8 protein-coding genes are annotated in these 18,059 nt (G+C 75.2%); all 8 read left to right on the top strand.

What is annotated here, in order from left to right:
• Positions 1 to 49 precede the first annotated feature (49 nt).
• From ACIRG6_RS37070 to ACIRG6_RS37035, 8 genes are read left to right on the top strand one after another with little or no spacing between them, the layout of a single operon-like run.
• Positions 50 to 9,220, top strand: a complete 9,171-nt coding sequence (locus ACIRG6_RS37070) for an SDR family NAD(P)-dependent oxidoreductase (protein WP_403326466.1) — start codon at positions 50 to 52, stop codon at positions 9,218 to 9,220.
• A complete protein-coding gene (locus tag ACIRG6_RS37065) occupies positions 9,217 to 11,652 on the top strand; it encodes a beta-ketoacyl synthase N-terminal-like domain-containing protein (RefSeq protein WP_364684087.1) in 2,436 nt (811 codons plus the stop codon). The genes ACIRG6_RS37070 and ACIRG6_RS37065 overlap by 4 nt, the downstream gene beginning before the upstream one ends.
• Complete coding sequence (locus ACIRG6_RS37060) at positions 11,649 to 12,455, top strand: thioesterase II family protein (RefSeq protein WP_364684085.1); 807 nt, start codon at positions 11,649 to 11,651, stop codon at positions 12,453 to 12,455. The genes ACIRG6_RS37065 and ACIRG6_RS37060 overlap by 4 nt, the downstream gene beginning before the upstream one ends.
• Positions 12,455 to 12,976, top strand: a complete 522-nt coding sequence (locus ACIRG6_RS37055) for a flavin reductase family protein (RefSeq protein ID WP_189231469.1) — start codon at positions 12,455 to 12,457, stop codon at positions 12,974 to 12,976. The genes ACIRG6_RS37060 and ACIRG6_RS37055 overlap by 1 nt, the downstream gene beginning before the upstream one ends.
• Positions 12,977 to 12,990: 14 nt before the next feature.
• Complete coding sequence (locus ACIRG6_RS37050; RefSeq protein ID WP_403326461.1) at positions 12,991 to 14,247, top strand: AMP-binding protein; 1,257 nt, start codon at positions 12,991 to 12,993, stop codon at positions 14,245 to 14,247.
• A complete protein-coding gene (gene pdhA / locus ACIRG6_RS37045; RefSeq protein WP_364684080.1) occupies positions 14,244 to 15,401 on the top strand; it encodes a pyruvate dehydrogenase (acetyl-transferring) E1 component subunit alpha in 1,158 nt (385 codons plus the stop codon). The genes ACIRG6_RS37050 and pdhA overlap by 4 nt, the downstream gene beginning before the upstream one ends.
• A gap of 17 nt (positions 15,402 to 15,418) precedes the next feature.
• Complete coding sequence (locus tag ACIRG6_RS37040) at positions 15,419 to 16,384, top strand: alpha-ketoacid dehydrogenase subunit beta (RefSeq protein WP_364684149.1); 966 nt, start codon at positions 15,419 to 15,421, stop codon at positions 16,382 to 16,384.
• Between the two features lie 10 nt (positions 16,385 to 16,394).
• A complete protein-coding gene (locus tag ACIRG6_RS37035; RefSeq protein WP_364824072.1) occupies positions 16,395 to 17,735 on the top strand; it encodes a dihydrolipoamide acetyltransferase family protein in 1,341 nt (446 codons plus the stop codon).
• The last annotated feature ends 324 nt before the right edge of the window (positions 17,736 to 18,059 follow it).

Here is an 18,059-nt window from a genome sequence, read left to right as displayed (position 1 = left end):
CCGGACCACCCCGCCGGCCCCCCTGACGCCCCGACCACAAGGAACCCCGATGCACGAGACAAGCCCCTCCCAGGGAGGCAGGCAGACGCCGCTCACGCGGGCCCTGGACACCGTCCGCTCCCTGCGGCAGCAGCTCGCCGAGCAGCGGGGGAACCAGCCCGTCGCGATCATCGGCGCGGGGCTGCGGCTGCCCGGCGGCATCGACACGCTCGACGCGTACTGGACCGCCCTCGCCGAGGGCCGCGACCTGGTGCGTCCCATGCCGGAGCACCGCAAGGGCCCCTTCGCCGACGCCTGGCGGGGACTGCCGCAGCGCGGAGGCTTCCTCGACGAGGTCCTCGACTTCGACGCGGGCTTCTTCGGCATCAGCCCCCGCGAGGCCCGCCACCTGGACCCGCAGCACCGGCTCCTGCTGGAGGTGGCCTGGGAGGCCCTGGAGCACGCGGCCGTCCCGGCGGGCACGCTCGCCGAGGCCCGGGCCGGTCTCTACCTCGGCGTGATGTGGCAGGACTACCGGGAATGGTGCGAGGGCGAACCCGACGCCTACTGGGCCACCGGCAACGGGCACAACTTCGCCGCCGGCCGGGTCGCCTACGCGCTGGGCCTGACCGGGCCCACCATGACCGTCGACACGGCCTGCTCGTCCTCCCTCGTCGCCGTGCACCTCGCGGTGCAGGCGCTGCGCCGGGGCGAGTGCGAACTCGCCTTCGCCGCGGGCGCCAACCTCATCATGTCGCCGCAGACCATGCGGTTGGTGCAGGAGACCCGCTCGCTGTCGCCGGACGGCCTGTGCAAGACGTTCGACTCCCGCGCCAACGGCTTCACCCGCGGCGAGGGCGTCGGCGCGGTGCTGCTGAAGCGCCTGGACCACGCCCTGCGCGACGGGGACCGGGTGCTCGGCGTGATCCGGGGCACCTCCGTCAACCAGGACGGCCGCTCCAGCGGCTTCACCGCGCCGAACGTCCTCGCGCAGGTGTCGCTGATCGAAGCGGCCCTGGCGGACGCCGGCCTGGAGCCGGACGCCGTCGGCTACGCGGAGACGCACGGCACCGGCACCCCCCTCGGCGATCCGATCGAGATGGACGCACTGGCCACCGCGCTGGGCCGGCGCAACGGCGGCGCACCGCTGCCGGTCGGCGCGCTGAAGACCAACTTCGGGCATCTCGAAGGCACCGCCGGGGTGGCCGGGCTGATCAAGGCGATGCTGTGCGTCTCGCGTCGCCAGGTGCCCCCGGTCGTCCACTTCCGCCACCTCAACCCGCGGATCGACCTGTCGGGGACCGGGATGACGGTGCCCGACACGCTGGGGGAGTGGTCCCCGCTGTCGGGTGACTGCGCCTCCGTCAGCTCGTTCGGGATGAGCGGCACCAACGCGCACGCGATCGTCGGACCGCTGTCGGCCGAGGAGGCGCCGGCCCGCCCCGACGACGGCTCCGTGCCCGTCACGGTCACCGGGTTCGCCGTCTCCGCCAGGACCGAGGAGGCGCTGCGGGCGCGTGCCGCCCAGTACGCCGGGGCGCTGGAGGCACTCCCCGCCGCCGACTACCCGGCCTTCGCGCACACCGCGACCGCCGGACGCACGCCCATGGACGTGCACGCGACCGTCACCGCGGCCGACCCCCGCTCCGCCGCCGAGGCGCTGCGGGCGCTCGCCGGGGGGCGCACGGTGCCGGAGGTCGCGGTCACCGAGGGAGGCGGCGCGCCGGACGTCGCCGGCCCCGATCTACCCCGCAGGGTCGTCGACCTGCCCCCTTACCCGTGGCAGCGCAGCCGGTTCGCGCCCCCGACGCGCGCCGCCGGCCCCGGTGCCGCCACTGCCGGCCGGGAGGACACCGCCCCGGCCGCCCCCGCCGTACCGCTCGTGCACGAGGTGGCGTGGCGGCCCCAGGCCCCCTCGGCCGCTCCGGCCGCCCGCTCCGTCGTCCTCGCCGGCGACGACGAGGACCTCCTCGTCGCGCTGGCCGGCCGGGCCGCCGCACGAGGGCTGACCGGTACCGTGCTCGCACCGTCCGCCACGGACCTGCCCGACGGCTGGCGGCACGCGCGGCTCCCGGCCGACGCCGCCGCCTGGGCCGGAACGTGGGCCGCCGGCCAGGACACGACCGGCGAGGCCGGCGTCCCCCTCGTCCTCGCCCTGCGCGCCACCCCGCTCCCCGGGAGCGACGGCGCCCCGGACACGGCGAGCGACCCCGCGGAGCCGGGAGCCGCCCTGTGCGCGGCGGTGACGACCGCGGTCACCGCGGCCGCCCGCGCGGGCAGCCACCGGGTGTTCGCCCTGACCCGGGCCGCTTGCCGGACCCGGCCGCAGGACACCGCGGCGGCGACCGACCACGGTCTCCTGCACGGCTTGGGACCCGTCCTCGGCCTCGAACTCGCGGCCGGCTGGGGCGGCGTCGTCGACCTGCCCGCCGACCCGGGCGGCGCGGATCTCGACGCCCTGCTGTCCTTCGTCGCGGGGGAGAGCGACGCCGCCGCCCGCGGGGAGGCGGCCGAGGACCGGGCCGCCGTCCGCGACGGCGCGGTCCTGACCGCCCGTCTCGTCGAGAACACCGCACCGACCGAACCCCTGCGGGTGGTCCCCGAGGCCACCTACGTCGTCACCGGCGGTCTCGGCGGCGTCGGCCGCGAGCTGACCTCGGAGCTGGTCGCCCGCGGCGCCCGCCATCTCCTGCTCATCGGCCGGCGCAGCCGGGAGGACCTGGCCCCCGAGGCGCGGGAGCTGCTCGACGACCTCGCCGCCGCCGGTGTCGAGGCCGTCTACCGGCCGGGCGGATGCGACACCCCTCAGGCCGTGGCGACCGCCTGCTCCGCGCTGGAGGCCATGCCGCCCGTGCGGGGCGTGCTGCACGCGGCGGGCGTGCTGGACCGCGTGCCCGCCGCCGAAGCCGGCGCCGCGCACTTCGCCGACGCCCTGCGCGGCAAGTTCGCGGGTGCCTGGCTGCTGCACCGTGCCTCGCTCGACTGGCCGTTGGACTTCTTCGCCATGATCTCCTCGGTCTCGGCCGTGTGGGGCACCGACCGGTGCGCCGGCTACGCCGCGGCCAACGGCGGTCTCGACGCCTTGGTGGCGCACCGCGCCGGCCGCGGCCTGCCCGCGGTCAGCATCGCCTACGGGCCCTGGGACCTGGGCGAGTCGGGCATGGCCGACTCCGCCAGCCGCGACACCTTCGCCCGGCTGGGCGTCGGCGCCCTCGACGCGGCCGCCGGCCGTGCCGCGCTGGCCGCGTCCCCCGCCGTCTCCGGACACGTCGTCGTCTGCCCGCTGGACATGCCCCGGTTCCGCTCGGTCATGTCCCGCTTCCGGGCCCGCGGCCTGTTCTCCGCCGACCTGCCGGACCCGGTGCGGGACGAACCCGTGGCGGCCGTCCGCGAGCCGTCGGTCGTGGCCGGGCTGGCGGCGGTGCCCGAGCGTGCCCGGCCCGCCGCCGCCCGCGTCCACGTGGCCCGGATCGTCGCCGCCCAGCTCGGCTTCGAGTCCGCGGCGGCCGTCAAGGACGACACCGGCTTCTTCGACCTGGGCCTCGACTCGATCATGGCCGTGGACCTGGTCGCACGCCTGGGCCAGGCCTTCGAGGTCTCCCTGCGCGCGGCCGACGTGTTCGACCACCCCACGGTGACCCGGATGGCGGAGTACCTGCTCACCGACGCCCCGCCGTCCGCCCCCGCGCCGGAGACGGCCCCGCCCGCGCCCGGGCAGCGGCCGGCACCCGCCACCACGCCGAACGGCACTCCGGCTGCCACCACCACGCCGTACGACACTCCGGCACCCGCCGCCACGCCGTACGACGAGGCCCCGGGCGAGCCCCCGAGCACCGCACACGAGCCGATCGCGATCGTCGGCATGGCCGGGCGCTTCCCGCAGGCCGACTCCGTCGAGGACCTGTGGACCCTGCTGCGCGAGGGCCGCGACGCCGTCGGCCCGGTCCCCGAAGGCCGGTACGACACCGCCGCCTTCCACGGCGACGACGCCCCCGAGAGCGGCCGGATCACCACCGACCAGGGCGGCTTCCTCACGGACATCGAGCGGTTCGACGCCGGCTTCTTCGGCATCCCCGGCCGCGAGGCGGAGAACCTCGACCCGCAGCAACGGCTGCTCCTGGAGTCCGCGTGGCACGCCCTGGAGGACGCCGGTACCGACCCGCATGCCCTGCGCGGCTCCCGCACCGGCGTCTTCGTCGGCATCAGCTACGCCGACTACGCCCGGGTGCTCGCCGGAACCGGCGCCGAGCACCTCGACGCCTACTACAGCACCGGCACCTCGCTCAACGCCGCCGCGGGCCGCCTGGCGTACACCCTCGGGCTGAACGGTCCCGCGATGGCGGTGGACACCGCCTGCTCGTCCTCCCTCGTCGCCCTGCACCTCGCGGTGCGGTCGCTGCGCGGCGGCGAGTCGGACACGGTGCTGGCCGGCGGGGTCAACATCATCCTCGACCCGATGGCCTCCGTCTCGGCCAGCCGCGCGCACATGCTGTCGCCCGACGGACGCTGCCGGACGTTCTCGGCGGACGCCAACGGCTTCGTGCGTGCCGAGGGCTGCGGAGTGCTCGTCCTCAAGCGGCTCACCGACGCCCGGCGCGACGGCGACCGCGTGCTCGCCGTGATCCGCGGCACCGCCGTCAACCAGGACGGCGCCTCCTCCGGCCTCACCGCCCCCAGCGGCACGGCCCAGCGGGCCCTGCTCGCCGACGCCCTCGCCGACGCCCGCGTCACCGGTTCCCAGGTCTCCTACCTGGAAGCCCACGGAACCGGGACCGCCCTGGGCGACCCCATCGAACTGGGCGCGGCCTGGCACGTCCTGGGCCCGGACCGCAAGCCCGGCGAGCCGCTCCACATCGGCTCCGTCAAGAGCAACATCGGTCACTGCGAGTCGGCCGCCGGGATGGCGGCGGTCTTCAAGACCGTGCTCGCCTTGAGACACGATCTCATCCCGGCCAACCTCCACTTCGCGGCACCCAACCCGCACGTGGACTGGGCGGAGATGAACGTCCGGGTGGTGGACACCCCCATCCCCTGGCGTTCCGGCGCTGTTCCGCGCGTGGCCGGCGTCTCCGGTTTCGGACTCACCGGGACCAACGCGCACGTGGTGCTCGCCGACGCACCGGCCGGGGCCCCTGCCGCCACGAGCGGCGCCCCGGCCGGCACCCCGTACCTCGTCCCCCTGTCCGCCCCCGACGCGGCGGGCCTGGAGCGGCTCTCCGCCTCCTGGCGCGAGCGGCTGACCGCCGCGGGCGACGAGGAGCTGGCCGGCCTGGCCGCCACCGCGTCCGCGGGCCGGGCCCACTTCCCGCACCGCCGCGCCCTGCTGGGCGACACCCGCGACAAGCTCCTCGCCCAGCTCGCCGCCCCGCTCGCGAGCCGCCGGACCACCGGCCGCCCGCGCATCGCCTTCCTGTTCTCCGGACAGGGCAGCCAGCGCTTCGGCATGGGCCGCGAACTGTACGAGACCGAGCCGGTCTTCAGGGAGGTCTTCGACCGCTGCGACCGCGAACTCGCCCCCGTCCTGGGCGGCTCCCTGGTGGAACTCGTCCTCTACGGCGACGACCCGAAGGCCGTCGACGAGACCCGGGTGACCCAGCCGGCCCTGTTCGCCCTGGAGAGCGCACTGGCCGCCCTGTGGGAGTCCTGGGGCGTCACCCCGGACGTGGTCATGGGCCACAGCGTCGGCGAGGTCGCCGCCGCCGTCCACGCCGGAGTGACGGACCTGTCGTCCGGGCTGCGGCTGATCGCCCGGCGGGCCGAGCTGATGCAGGGCACCCGGCGCGGAGCCATGCTGGCCGTCCGCGCCTCCGAGCAGCAGGTGCGCGCCCTGCTGGCGGACACCCCCCTCGACATCGCGGCCGTCAACGCCCCGGACGCCACCGTGGTGGCCGGCGCCCCGGAGGACATCGAGCGGTTCGCCGCCCGGATCACCGCGGACGGCGTACGCGGCGTCCGGCTCACCGTCTCGCACGCCTTCCACTCGCGGCTGCTCGACCCCGTCCTGCCGCGGCTGCGTGAGACCGCCGCCGCCCTGGACCTCACCGACCCGGGCATCCCGCTGATCTCCAACCTCACCGGCACCCTCGCCGAACCCGGCACGTTCGACGCGGAGTACTGGGTGCGGCACGCCCGCAACCCCGTCCGCTTCCACGACGGTGCGCGGCGGCTCGCCGAGCAGAAGGTGGACGTCTGCCTGGAGATCGGCCCGGACGGCACCCTGGTGAACCTGGTGCGCGCGGGGGGTTCGGTCCCGGCCGGCACCCTGCTGCCCTCGCTGCGGCGCGGGACGGGGGACCGGGCCGCCCTGGCCGCCGCCGCCAAGGAACTGTACGAACTCGGCCAGGACATCGACTGGGCCGCCGTACAGGCACCGCGCCGCACCCCGCGCGCGGCTGCCCCGCTCTACCCGTTCGCCGCGACCCCCTACTGGCGGGGCGCCGGCCGGGCCGGCACACCGGTCCCCGCGTCCGCCGCGCCGCAGGACGGGCGGCCCGTGCCCGCGGCCGCCCCGGCCGGCCCGCCGTGGGGCACCGAGCTGCGCTCACCGGCGATCCAGGGGCGGGTGTTCGTCACCGAGCGCAGCACCGTGTACCCGCCGCACCTCGACGACCACCGGCTGTTCGGCACCGTCCAGGTGGCGGGTGCCTCCCAGACCGCCACGGTGCTGTCCGCGCTGGGCCGCGACGGCGACCGGGTGGTCCTGGAGGACCTGCACTTCCCGCGCGCGCTGGTGCTGCACGACGGCGAGCGCTACGAACTGCAGATCATCGAGCGCGACGGTGAACGGGGCGCCCGCACGGTCAGCGTGCAGAGCCTCCTCGACCCGGAACGCCATCTGTGGCAGGAGCACCTGACCGCACGCCGCATCCCGGCCGACCCGGCCGGGCACCGCACCGCGCCCGACCCGCGGGAGTTCATCGCGCACGCCGACCGTCACCTCGGCGGCGAGGCCTTCTACCGCCATCTGCGCGGCATCGGCTACCTGCTCGGCCCGTCCTTCAGCTGGGTCGGAGACGCCTGGATCCGGGGGGACGAGGCCCTGATCCGGTTCGACTGGCCGGAGAAGATGAACGAGCCCGCCGAGGACTACCAGATCCACCCGGGCCTGCTCGATTCCTGCCTGCAGAGTTCCGTCTGCTTCGCCATCCACGAGGACGACGCGGAGCCGCTGGACCAGGAAAAGGCCCTGGTCATCCCGTTCGCCGCGGCCCGCGTGTCGTTCCCCGGCCGGCCCGTCCCGGGCCGGCCCCTGTGGGGGCACGTCCGAGCCGAGCTGCGGGAGACGGCCGACGACCGGTTCCACCAGGTGGAGACCGCCGACCTGCACCTGTTCGACGAGAGCGGCGCCACCGTCCTCGCCATGGACGGCTTCCGGTTCCGCACGGCCTCCCGCGCCGTGCTCCAGTCCTCGCTGCGCCAGGGCACCCGCCACACCTGGGACCTGGCCTGGACCGAGCTGCCCGCCACCGCCCCGGCCGCCACCCGGGAGCGGACGGTCGCCGTCGTCGGCGCCGCCACCCCCGCCGGGAAGCTCCTCACCCGGGCCGCCGAGGGAGCGGGCCACCACACCCTCGCGGCCGACGCGCAGGCGCCGCTCGCGCGGACCCCGGACCTGATCGTCGACGCCCGCTTCCTCACCGCCGACGCACCGGCCGGCGCGCAGGCCGCGACCGAGGCCGTCCTCGACCTCGCCGCCGTCCTGCGCTCCGTCCCCCAGGACGTGCCCTACGCCGTCCCGGTCGCCGGCAGCACCCCGCACGCCCCCCTGCGCGAGGCGCTGTGGGGTCTGCTGGCCGGCGTCGAGGCCGAGGAGAGCGAACGCCGGCTGCTGCGCGTGACCCTCGCGGACGGCTGGGACGCCCCCGGCCTGCTGAGCGCCCTCGACCGCATCCTCGACGACGGCACGGTGGAGACCCGGCTGGAGATCGGCCCCGGCCGCACCCGCACCGCCCGGCTCGTCCCCGCGGCCGCCCCGGCGGACACCACGGCCGGCGGCCTCTCCGGCGCCGCCCTCGTCACCGGCGGACTCGGCGGACTGGGCCTGAGCACCGCGGCGGTCCTCGCCCGCAACGGCTGCGCCGCCGTCACCCTGATGGCCCGTTCGGAACCGGACCCGGAGACGCGCCGCCTCATCGAGGAGATCACCGCCGCCGGCACACCGGTCCACGTGGTGCGCGGCGACGTCACCGACCCCGCCGACTGCGCCCGCGCCGTCGCACGGGCCGGAGCGGTCCATCCGCTGCGCCTGGTCCTGCACCTCGCCGGGGCCACCGACGACCGGGCCTTCGGCCGCGTCGACCGCGGCGCCGCCGAGCGCGTCTTCGCCGCCAAGGCGCACGGCGCGGACGTTCTCGCCGAGGCTCTGCGCGGCCACGAGCTCGACGCCTTCGTCCTGTTCTCGTCGGCCTCCAGCGTGCTCGGCTCGGCGGGACAGACCACCTACGCCGCCGCCAACGGCTACCTGACCGGCCTCGCCGAGACGCTGCGCGCCGAGGGCGTGCCCGCCACGAGCATCGCCTGGGGGCCCTGGGTGCCCGACGGCAAGGGTGGGATGGCCGCCTCGGAGGCCGTGCGCCGGGCCACCACCCGGCTCGGCATCGGCACCTTCACCGACGAGGCGGCCGAGGCGCTGCTGCTGGCCGCGCTCACCGCCCGCCAAGCCCGGGTCATCGCAGTAGACCTCGCACCCGACACGTTCACCGAGGCGCTCGGCGGCCATCCGCGGGCTCGCCTGCTGGAGGCCCCCGCCGGGGGAGACGGCCACGGCGCCCGCCGACCGGACGCGGACCCGTCCGGCCGGCCGCGCGGCTGGTTCGGCGCCCACCTCGCCGCGCTGGACCCGGGCGAACGCGACGCGGCGCTGCGGGACTTCGTCCGGGAAGCCGCGGGGGAGACCCTGGGCCAGCCCGCGGCCCTGGACGAGGAGACCACCTTCGGGGACATGGGCCTGGACTCGATCATGGTGATCGACCTGCGGACCCGGCTCTCCCAGTCCCTCGGCGTCGACCTCCTGGCGACCGTGGCCCTCGACCACCCCACGGTCCCGCGCCTCGCGGACCACATCCTCGGCCTGCTGCACCCCGAACCCGCCCGGCCCGCCGACCCCGGCCGGCCGGACCGCCCGGAGACACCGGACCAGGCGGAGGCCGCCGGCCTCCCGGACCTCGCGGAACTGTCCTTCGAGGAACTCGTCCAGGCCGTCCACAGCGACGTATCCCAGAAAGGAGACAGGCAGGCATGAGTGAGGCCATGGACACCGAAGCCGTCCGCGCCCTGATGGAGGACCAGCTCCGGCTCTCCCACCGGCTGCGGGCCCGGATCGCCGAGCTCGAGGACGACCGTCACGCACCCGTCGCCGTCGTCGGCATGGGGCTCAGGCTGCCGCCGGCCATCGACACGCCCGAGGCGTACTGGGACTTCCTGTGCGGCACCGACTCGGCGCTGTCCGCGATCCCCGCCGACCGGCCCGGCCTGCGCGCGGTGTACGACCCGTCCGTCGGACGGCTCGGCCGCTCCTACGTCGACCGCGCCGGCTTCCTCGACACCATCGCCGACTTCGACGCCGGCTTCTTCGGGCTCTCCCGGCGTGAGGCCCGCCTGCTCGACCCCCAGCAGCGGATGCTCCTGGAGACCAGCTGGGAGGCGCTGGAGCGGGCCGGCATCGCGGTCCGCCGCTCCGACCGGCTCGACGTCGGGATCTACCTCGGCATGATGACGTCCGAGTACAGCGAGCGCAACGAGGACCGCTCGGACATGTCCCGCATCGACCCGTACTACATCACGGGCGGCGGCCTCAGCTTCGGCGCCGGACGCGTCAGCCACCTGATGGGCTTCTCCGGCCCCGTCCTCGGGGTGGAGACGGCCTGTTCCTCCTCCATGACCACCCTGCACCTGGCGGTCCAGGGGCTGCGCAACCGCGAGTGCCGTTACGCGCTGGCCGCCGGCGCCAACCTGCTGCTCTCCGCGAGCCTGATGGTCTCGCTGTGCCAGACGAGGGCGCTGGCACCGGACGGCCGATCCAAGTCCTTCCTCGCCACCGCCGACGGCTACGGGCGCGGCGAGGGGGTCGGCGTCGTCGCCCTGATGCGCCTCGACGACGCCGAGCGCGAGGGCCGGCCGGTCCTCGCCGTCATCCGCGGTACGGCCGTCAACCACGACGGCGCGGCCTCCGGGCTGACGGCCCCCAACGGACCGGCCCAGCAGGAAGTGATCCGGGCGGCGCTGGCCGACGCCCGGGTCGACCCGGCCGAGGTCGGCTTCGTCGAGGCCCACGGCACCGGCACCGTGCTCGGCGACCCGATCGAGATCGGTGCCCTGGACGGGGTGCTCGGGGAGGCGGTCCGCCGCCGGGGCGTCCCGCTGGCCGTCGGCAGCGTCAAGTCCCGGCTCGGCCACCTCGAAGGCGCGTCCGGCATCGCGTCCGTGATGAAGACCGTGCTCATGCTCCAGCACGGGGTGATCCCGGCTGCCGCGCACCCCGACGACGGCGAACTGAACCCGCACATCCCGTGGGGGCGGCTCGACTTCACCGTGCCGCGCCAGAACACGCCGTGGCCCGGCGAACTGTCCCGCAGGGTCGCCGGCATCAACTCCTTCGGCATGAGCGGCACGAACGTCCATGCCGTCATCGAGGCCCACCGGCCGCCCGCGGAGCCCGCCCCCGCCCCGCCCGGCCCCGAACTGCTCACCCTGAGTGCCAAGGACCACGCGGCACTCGACCGGCTCGCCGACCGCGTGGGCTCGCTGCTGCGCCGCACCGACGCACGGCCGGCCGACCTGTGCCACACCCTGCGCGCCGGACGCGCCCCGTTCGCCCACCGCCTGGCACTGACCGGTGCCACCGCCCGCGACCTCGCCGAGGCCCTCGCCGACTGGCGCGCCCAGGGCGTGGTCACGGTTCCCGTGCAGGAACCGCCGCGCCTGATCACCCTCCACACCGGGGGCCCGGCCGGGCAGCTGGAGGCCGTGGTCGCCGGCCTCGCCGACGCCCACCCCGGCCTGCGGGACGCGGGCACCGGGGCCGAGCACCCCGCGGCCCGCCTGCGCGACATGCTGGCCCGGCTCGGCGTCCACGCCAGGCCGGCCGAGGGCGCCGGGCGGACCGCCGCCGACACGGAGGACCGGGTCGCCCTGTCGTGGGAGGCGCACGGCCGCCGGACCGTCCTGCCGCTGGCCGGGGCCGGCCCCGAGGACGCCCCCGGCCTGCTGCGGACGGCCCTCGCCGAGCTGTTCGCCGCGGGAGCCGACCTCCGCCTGGGCGCGCTGTCCGCCCCCGGCGCCCGCTTCGTCGGAGAGCTGCCCACCTATCCCTTCCGCCGCAGGACGTACTGGATCGACGAGCCGGCCGCCGTTCCCGAGCCCGGGCCCACCGCCGAGACCGCGGCGGGAGTCGCCCTCCCCGAGTCGCTGGAAGCCGAGCCGCTGACCCGCTACCTCCTGGACCTGCTGCAGGAGGTCCTGCAGGCGGAGGCCCTCGACCCCGAGCTGACCTTCCTCGACGTGGGCGGCGACTCCTTCACCTCCACCCTCTTCATCACCCGCGTCGAGGAGCACTTCGAGGTCGGCATGACCGCCGACGAGCTGTCCCTCTCCATGCCCCTGCGGGACCTGCTGGGCAAGCTCGCCGAAAGCATCGCCGCGACCGCGGCCGCCGGCCGGGGGGTGGGCGCATGACGACCGGCACCGACGCCTTCGTCCGGCCCCGGGCCGTCGCCGCGCCCGCCGTCCGTCTGGTGGTCGTCCCGCACGCGGGCGGCTCGGGCAGCGTCTACCACCCCATGACCCGCTTCCTGCCGCCCACCTGGGACCTGCTGCTCCTGGACCTGCCGGGCCGTGGCAGGCGGCACGCCGAGCAGCCTGTCACCGACATGAAGGCGCTGGTCGCCCGGGTCACCGAGGACGTGCTCGCCGTCTCCGACGGGACACCCCTGGCCCTGTTCGGGCACAGCCTCGGCGCGGTCGTCGCCTCCGAGACCGCACGGTCCCTCCAGGACCGCGGCACCGCCCCGCTGTGGCTGGGCGTCTCCGGCCGGCAGGCACCCGGCATCCAGCCCGCGATCCGCCTCCTGGACCCCAGCCTGTCCGACGTGGAGTTCGTCCGCCGGCTCACCCGGCTCGGCGGCATGCCGGACCGGCTCGACGAACTCCCCGAGTTCAAGGACCGCTTCCTCAAGGTGATCAGGTCCGACCTGCGGGCCCTGGACTCCTACCGGCCCGACCCGGGGCGGCGGCCCCTGACCGGCGCGCTGACGGTGTTCGCCTCGACGGACGACGCACTGGCGCCCGCTCCGGGCGCGGCGGCCTGGGCCCCCGAGACCGAGGGCGCCTTCCGGCGCCGGCTCTTCGCCGGCGGCCACTTCCACTTCCTCGGCGACGCCTTCCCGGCGTTCACGGAGGCCGTGGTGGCCGAGATCCGGGAGGCGCTCGGCACCCTGTCGTCCTCGGCGGCCACGGGCGGCCGGGAAGGAGCGTACTGATGCACGGGCATCCCGCCGACTTCCGCACCCTCATGGCCGGATTCCCCACCGGCGTGACCGTCGTGACCACCACGGGACCCGACGGGGCGCACCGCGGCATGACCCTCACCTCGCTGTGCAGCGTGTCCCTGGAACCGCCCGTGCTGCTGGTGTGCATGCGCCGGGGCAGCCCGACCCTGGACGCCGTCCAGGACGGCCGGCGGTTCGCGGTCAACCTGCTGCACCGCCGGGCGCGGGCCACCGCCGAACTCTTCGCCTCCGGGGCACCGGACCGCTTCGACCGGGTGCCCTGGCGCACCGGCGACGACGCGGCCGGTCCCCACCTGGTGGACGCCGCCCACACGATCGCCGACTGCACGGTCACCAACGACCAGGTCGTCGGCGACCACGTCGTGATCATGGGCCGGGTCACCCGCGTCACCCGGATGGCGGAGGAGCAGCACCCCCTGCTGTACGGGCTGCGGCGCTTCGCCACCTGGCCCGACACCGAGGACCACCTGTCCTACGACTTCATCTCCTGAGACGGGGAGGACCAGTGACCACGCACCAGCGGAAGCGGCGGGAGCCCACCCTCCCGTCCCGGGACGGACCACCGGCCGCCCTCGCCCTCGACCAGATCTTCGCGCACACCGCCGGGAGTCATCCGAACCGGGTGGCGATCCAGGACGGCTGGCACCGGCTCACCTACGCCCAGGCCGATCGCCAAGCGGTCCGGCTGGCCTCCGCCCTGGTACGCGGCGGGGTCCAGCTCGGGGATCCGCTGGTCGTCCGCTGCGAGAACCACCGCCAGGGGCTCGTCGCCCAGCTCGCCGTGCTCAAGGCGGGGGGAGTGTGCGTCCCCGCACCGCACGGCCCCGGCGGCACGGCGGCCGCCGTGCGCGCCACCGGGGCGCGTGCCGTCCTGTGCAGCCGCTCCACCTACGACCCCGCCGTGAACGGCGCCCCGTCGCTCGCCCTGGACGACCCGGCGACCTGGCGCAAGATCGCCTCGGTCCCGGTGGAGGCGGCCCTGTCCCGCTCGTCGGCGGAAGGCGGCGCCCATCTGCTGCTCGACCGGGACGGCCGTGAGCGGCTGATCGACCACCGGTCCTGGCTGCGCTCCGCGGCCGACCGCAGCCGCCGGGCCGGCGTGCCCGGCGGCACCGTGACCATCGATCAGGAACCGGCGTCGCCGGCCGCTCTGGCGGCCATGTGGTGGGCCTACAGCTGCGGCGCGATGCTGCACACCGCGCCGTGGGACCAGGACCCCGGCTGGCCGCTCACGGGAGCGCGTGACAGCGTCACGGTGCTCACCCCGGAGGAGTACGCCGACCGCCTCGACGCCGGCCCGCCCCCCGAGCGGCGGACCGTTCGGACCGCCGGCGGCCCGGGCACCGTGGTGCTCATCGGCGGCCCCTGCACGCGTCGGCTGGTCTCCCGGCACTTCGCGGCCCGCCCCGGCACCCGGCTGTGGTCCGAGTTCGCCCCGACCGACGGCGCGGTGCCGTGGACCGCGCAGGAGCTGTTCGCCCGGGACGGCGGACGGCCCCACGAACCCGGCGCGGGCAGCTCGGTGCCGCCGCTGCGCCTGCGCGTCGCCGGAGCCGGCGGCGAGAGCCTGCCGCAGGGAGCGGTCGGCTCCATCGTCGCGACCGGCCCGCCCTGGTGGCCCGAGGACGTGCAGTACTCGGGCTGGCGGGGCTGCTGGACCCCGGATCACACCCTCGACCTCACCGGCCGCGCGGCACGGGGACCCGGCCGCGAAGACCGGCCGGCGGCCCCGGCGGCCCGCCCCGACATGGAAGTGACATGACCTTGCCCACGAGTGACCGCTCGCCCACGGCGCCGGCGCCCGGCTTCACGGACGCTGTGAACGCCTTCATGACCCGCCCGCAGGAACCGGAGACGCTGCAACTGCTGACGCCGGCGGGCACCCTGGTCGCGCCCCCGGAGGAGATCCCCGGCTACGCCCCGGAGCTGCTGCGCACCCTCTACCGGGACATGGTGATCTCCCGTGGCCTCGACACCGAGGCCACCGCCCTGCAACGGCAGGGCGAACTGGGACTGTGGCCGCCGCTGGCGGGCCAGGAGGCGGCCCAGGTCGGCTCGGCCCACGCACTGCGCCCCGACGACTACGTGTTCCCGAGCTACCGCGAACACGGCGTCGCCTGGTGCAGGGGCGTGGACCCGGTCGACGTGGTCCGGCTGTTCCGGGGAGTCACCAACGGCGGATGGGACCCGCGCGAGTCCGGCTTCCACCTGTACACCCTGGTCGTCGGCGCACACACCCTGCACGCCACCGGATACGCCATGAGCCTGGCCAAGAACGGCTCGGACGCCGCGGCCGTGGCCTACTTCGGGGACGGCGCCAGCAGCGAGGGCGATGTCGCGGAGGCGTTCACCTTCGCCGCCGTCCACGACGCGCCGGTGCTGTTCTTCTGCCAGAACAACCAGTGGGCCATCTCCGAGCCCGTCACCCGGCAGCAGCGCGGCCCGCTCTACCGCAGGGCCCACGGCTACGGGTTCCCCGGCGTGCGGGTGGACGGCAACGACGCCCTCGCGGTGCACGCCGTGACGCGGTTCGCGCTGGACCACATCCGCAGCGGCAACGGCCCCTTCCTCGTCGAGGCGTTCACCTACCGCATGGGCGCCCACACCACCTCGGACGACCCGACCCGGTACCGCACCCAGACGGAACTGGAGTACTGGCGGGCGAGGGACCCCATCGCCCGGCTCCGCGTCCACCTGACCGAAGCCGGGCACGCGGCGCCGTCGTTCTTCGAAGAGGTCGAGGAACAGGCCCGTGACCTCGCCCACCGGGTCCGTCGCGAGGTGCGGAACATGCCCGACCCGCAGCGGCCGGCCGTCTTCGACCACGTGTACGCCGAAGGGCACGCCGTCCTGGAAGAGGAACGGCGGCAGTTCGAGGAGTACCACCGATCCTTCGCCCGCCCGGAGAGTGGATGACCATGCCTGCGGACACGATGACACTGGCCAAGGCACTCAACCGGTCCTTGCGCAAAGCTTTGGAGGACGACCCGCGAGTCCTCGTGATGGGGGAGGACGTCGGCAGGCTCGGAGGCGTCTTCCGGGTGACCGACGGCCTGCAGAAGGACTTCGGTGAGGACCGTGTGATGGACTCCCCGCTCGCCGAGTCGGGCATCCTCGGCACGGCCATCGGACTGGCGCTCGGCGGCTACCGGCCCGTGGTCGAGATCCAGTTCGACGGTTTCGTCTTCCCCGCCTACGACCAGATCGTCACCCAGCTGGCCAAGCTCCACGCCCGCTCGCACGGCACGATCCGGATGCCCGTCGTGGTCCGGATCCCCTACGGCGGCGGCATCGGTGCCGTGGAACACCACAGCGAGTCCCCGGAGGCGCTCTTCGCCCACGTGGCGGGACTGAAGGTCGTCTCCCCCTCGAATCCCTCGGACGCCTACTGGATGCTCCAGCAGGCCATCCGCAGCGACGACCCGGTGATCTTCTTCGAGCCCAAGCGCCGCTACTGGGACACCGGCGAGGTCGACGAGGCCGCCGCCCCCGCCCCCCTGCACCGGGCGCGGGTGGTGCGCCCCGGCACCGACCTGACCCTCGTCGCCTACGGCCCCATGGTGCGGCTGTGCCTGGAGGCCGCCGAAGCGGCGGCCGAGGAGGGCCGCTCACTGGAGGTCGTCGACCTGCGGTCCGTGTCCCCCGTCGACTTCGACACCGTGCAGGACTCCGTGTCGAAGACGCACCGCCTGGTCGTCGTGCACGAGGCACCCGTCTTCTTCGGGGCCGGCGCGGAGATCGCCGCCCGGATCACCACCCGGTGCTTCTACTCGCTGGAGGCCCCGGTCCTGCGGGTCGGCGGACACCACGCCCCCTACCCGGCGGCACGGCTCGAGGAGCACTATCTGCCCGACCTCGACCGCGTGCTCGCCGCCGTCGACCACGCGCTGGCGTACTGAGGGACCACCCATGACTGACACTGCCGGACGACTGCTGGAGTTCCGGATGCCCGACGTGGGCGAGGGACTCACGGAAGCGGAGCTCCTGACCTGGTACGTGCGGCCCGGCGACACCGTCGTCGACGGGCAGACCGTGTGCGAGATAGAGACGGCCAAGGCCGTGGTGGAACTGCCGATCCCGTTCGACGGGGTGGTGCGGGAACTGCGGTGCGCGGAGGGCGAGACGGTGCCCGTCGGCACGGTCGTCATCACCGTGGCCCAGGCCCGGGCGCCGGACCCGTCACCCGCGCCGCCGGCCCGGGAACCGGTGCTCGTCGGCTACGGGGTCGCCTCCGGGCCCACGAGCCGCCGTCGCCGCACGGCGGTCCCGCCCCCCGCCCGCCCCGCCGAACCCGGCTCCGCCTCCGGCTCCGGACCCGTCCTGGCCAAGCCGCCGGTGCGCAAACTCGCCAAGGACCTCGGCGTCGACCTCACCCGCGTCGTGCCCTCGGGCCCGCAGGGCGTCATCCTGCGGGCGGACGTACACGCGGCCGCGCACACGGCCGGCACCGTGGTCGCACCGGCCCCGGCTCCCGCATCGCCCTCCGTCCCCCAGGAGTCGGCACCCGGCCCGGACGGGGAGCCGATGGAGACGAGGCGGACGGGACAGCCGAGGGAGACGAGGGTGCCGGTGCGCGGAGTGCGGCGGGCCACCGCCGCAGCCGTGACCGCCTCCGCGTTCAGCGCCCCGCACGTGACCGAGTTCGTCACCGTCGACGTGACCCGGACCATGAAGCTGGTGCGCGACCTCAGAAGGGAGCCGCGCTTCGCGGACCGCAGGGTGGGCCCGCTGCTCCTGGTGGCCAAGGCTCTCCTGGTCGCCGTCGAACGCAACCCGGAGATCAACGCCTCCTGGGACGACGGGGCCCAGGAGATCGTCCGCAAGCACTACGTCGACCTGGGCATCGCCGCGGCCACCCCCCGCGGCCTGATCGTCCCGGCCGTCAAGGACGCGCACACGCTGTCACTGGCCGAACTCGCCGGCGCACTGGACGACTTGGTCGACGCGGCCAGGGCCGGGCGGACCAGTCCCGCCGCGCTGAGCGGTGGGACGGTCACCCTCACCAACATCGGTGTCTTCGGCGTGGACAGCGGCACACCGATCCTCAACCCGGGGGAGGCGGCCATCCTCGCCGTCGGCGCGATCACGCCCCGCCCCTGGGTGCACAAGGGCAAGGTGGTGCCCCGCCAGGTCGTCTCCCTGTCGTTGTCCTTCGACCACCGGCTGGTCGACGGGGAACTGGGTTCCAAGGTGCTCGCGGACGTCGCCGCGGTGCTGGAGCGCCCCCACCGCCTGATCGCCTGGAGCTGAGCGCGGCCCGCCTCCAGCCGATGTCCAGAGGTTGCACAGACCGCCGTCGCAGACTGTGTGACGCCCCCGTGACAGGGCCGGCCGCCAGCCATCCCCCGCCTGGCGGCCGGTCCGTCTTCCGCCCGTCCCTTCTGTACCCGAACACATGAGGAGCACCGCAGTGTCGGCCAACAACTCGGTGAAGGCGGTGAAGACCGTCGACCGGGTGATCATCAGGTTCGCCGGGGATTCCGGTGACGGTATGCAGCTCACCGGTGACCGTTTCACCTCGGAGACGGCGTCCTTCGGCAACGACCTGTCGACGCTGCCGAACTTCCCGGCCGA

It is taken from the genome of Streptomyces flaveolus (assembly GCF_044765825.1).
In the GTDB taxonomy this organism is placed as follows: domain Bacteria; phylum Actinomycetota; class Actinomycetes; order Streptomycetales; family Streptomycetaceae; genus Streptomyces; species Streptomyces flaveolus.
The sequence above is the reverse complement of the archived record's forward strand: the minus strand, read 5'-3'. Positions and strand labels throughout refer to the sequence as shown.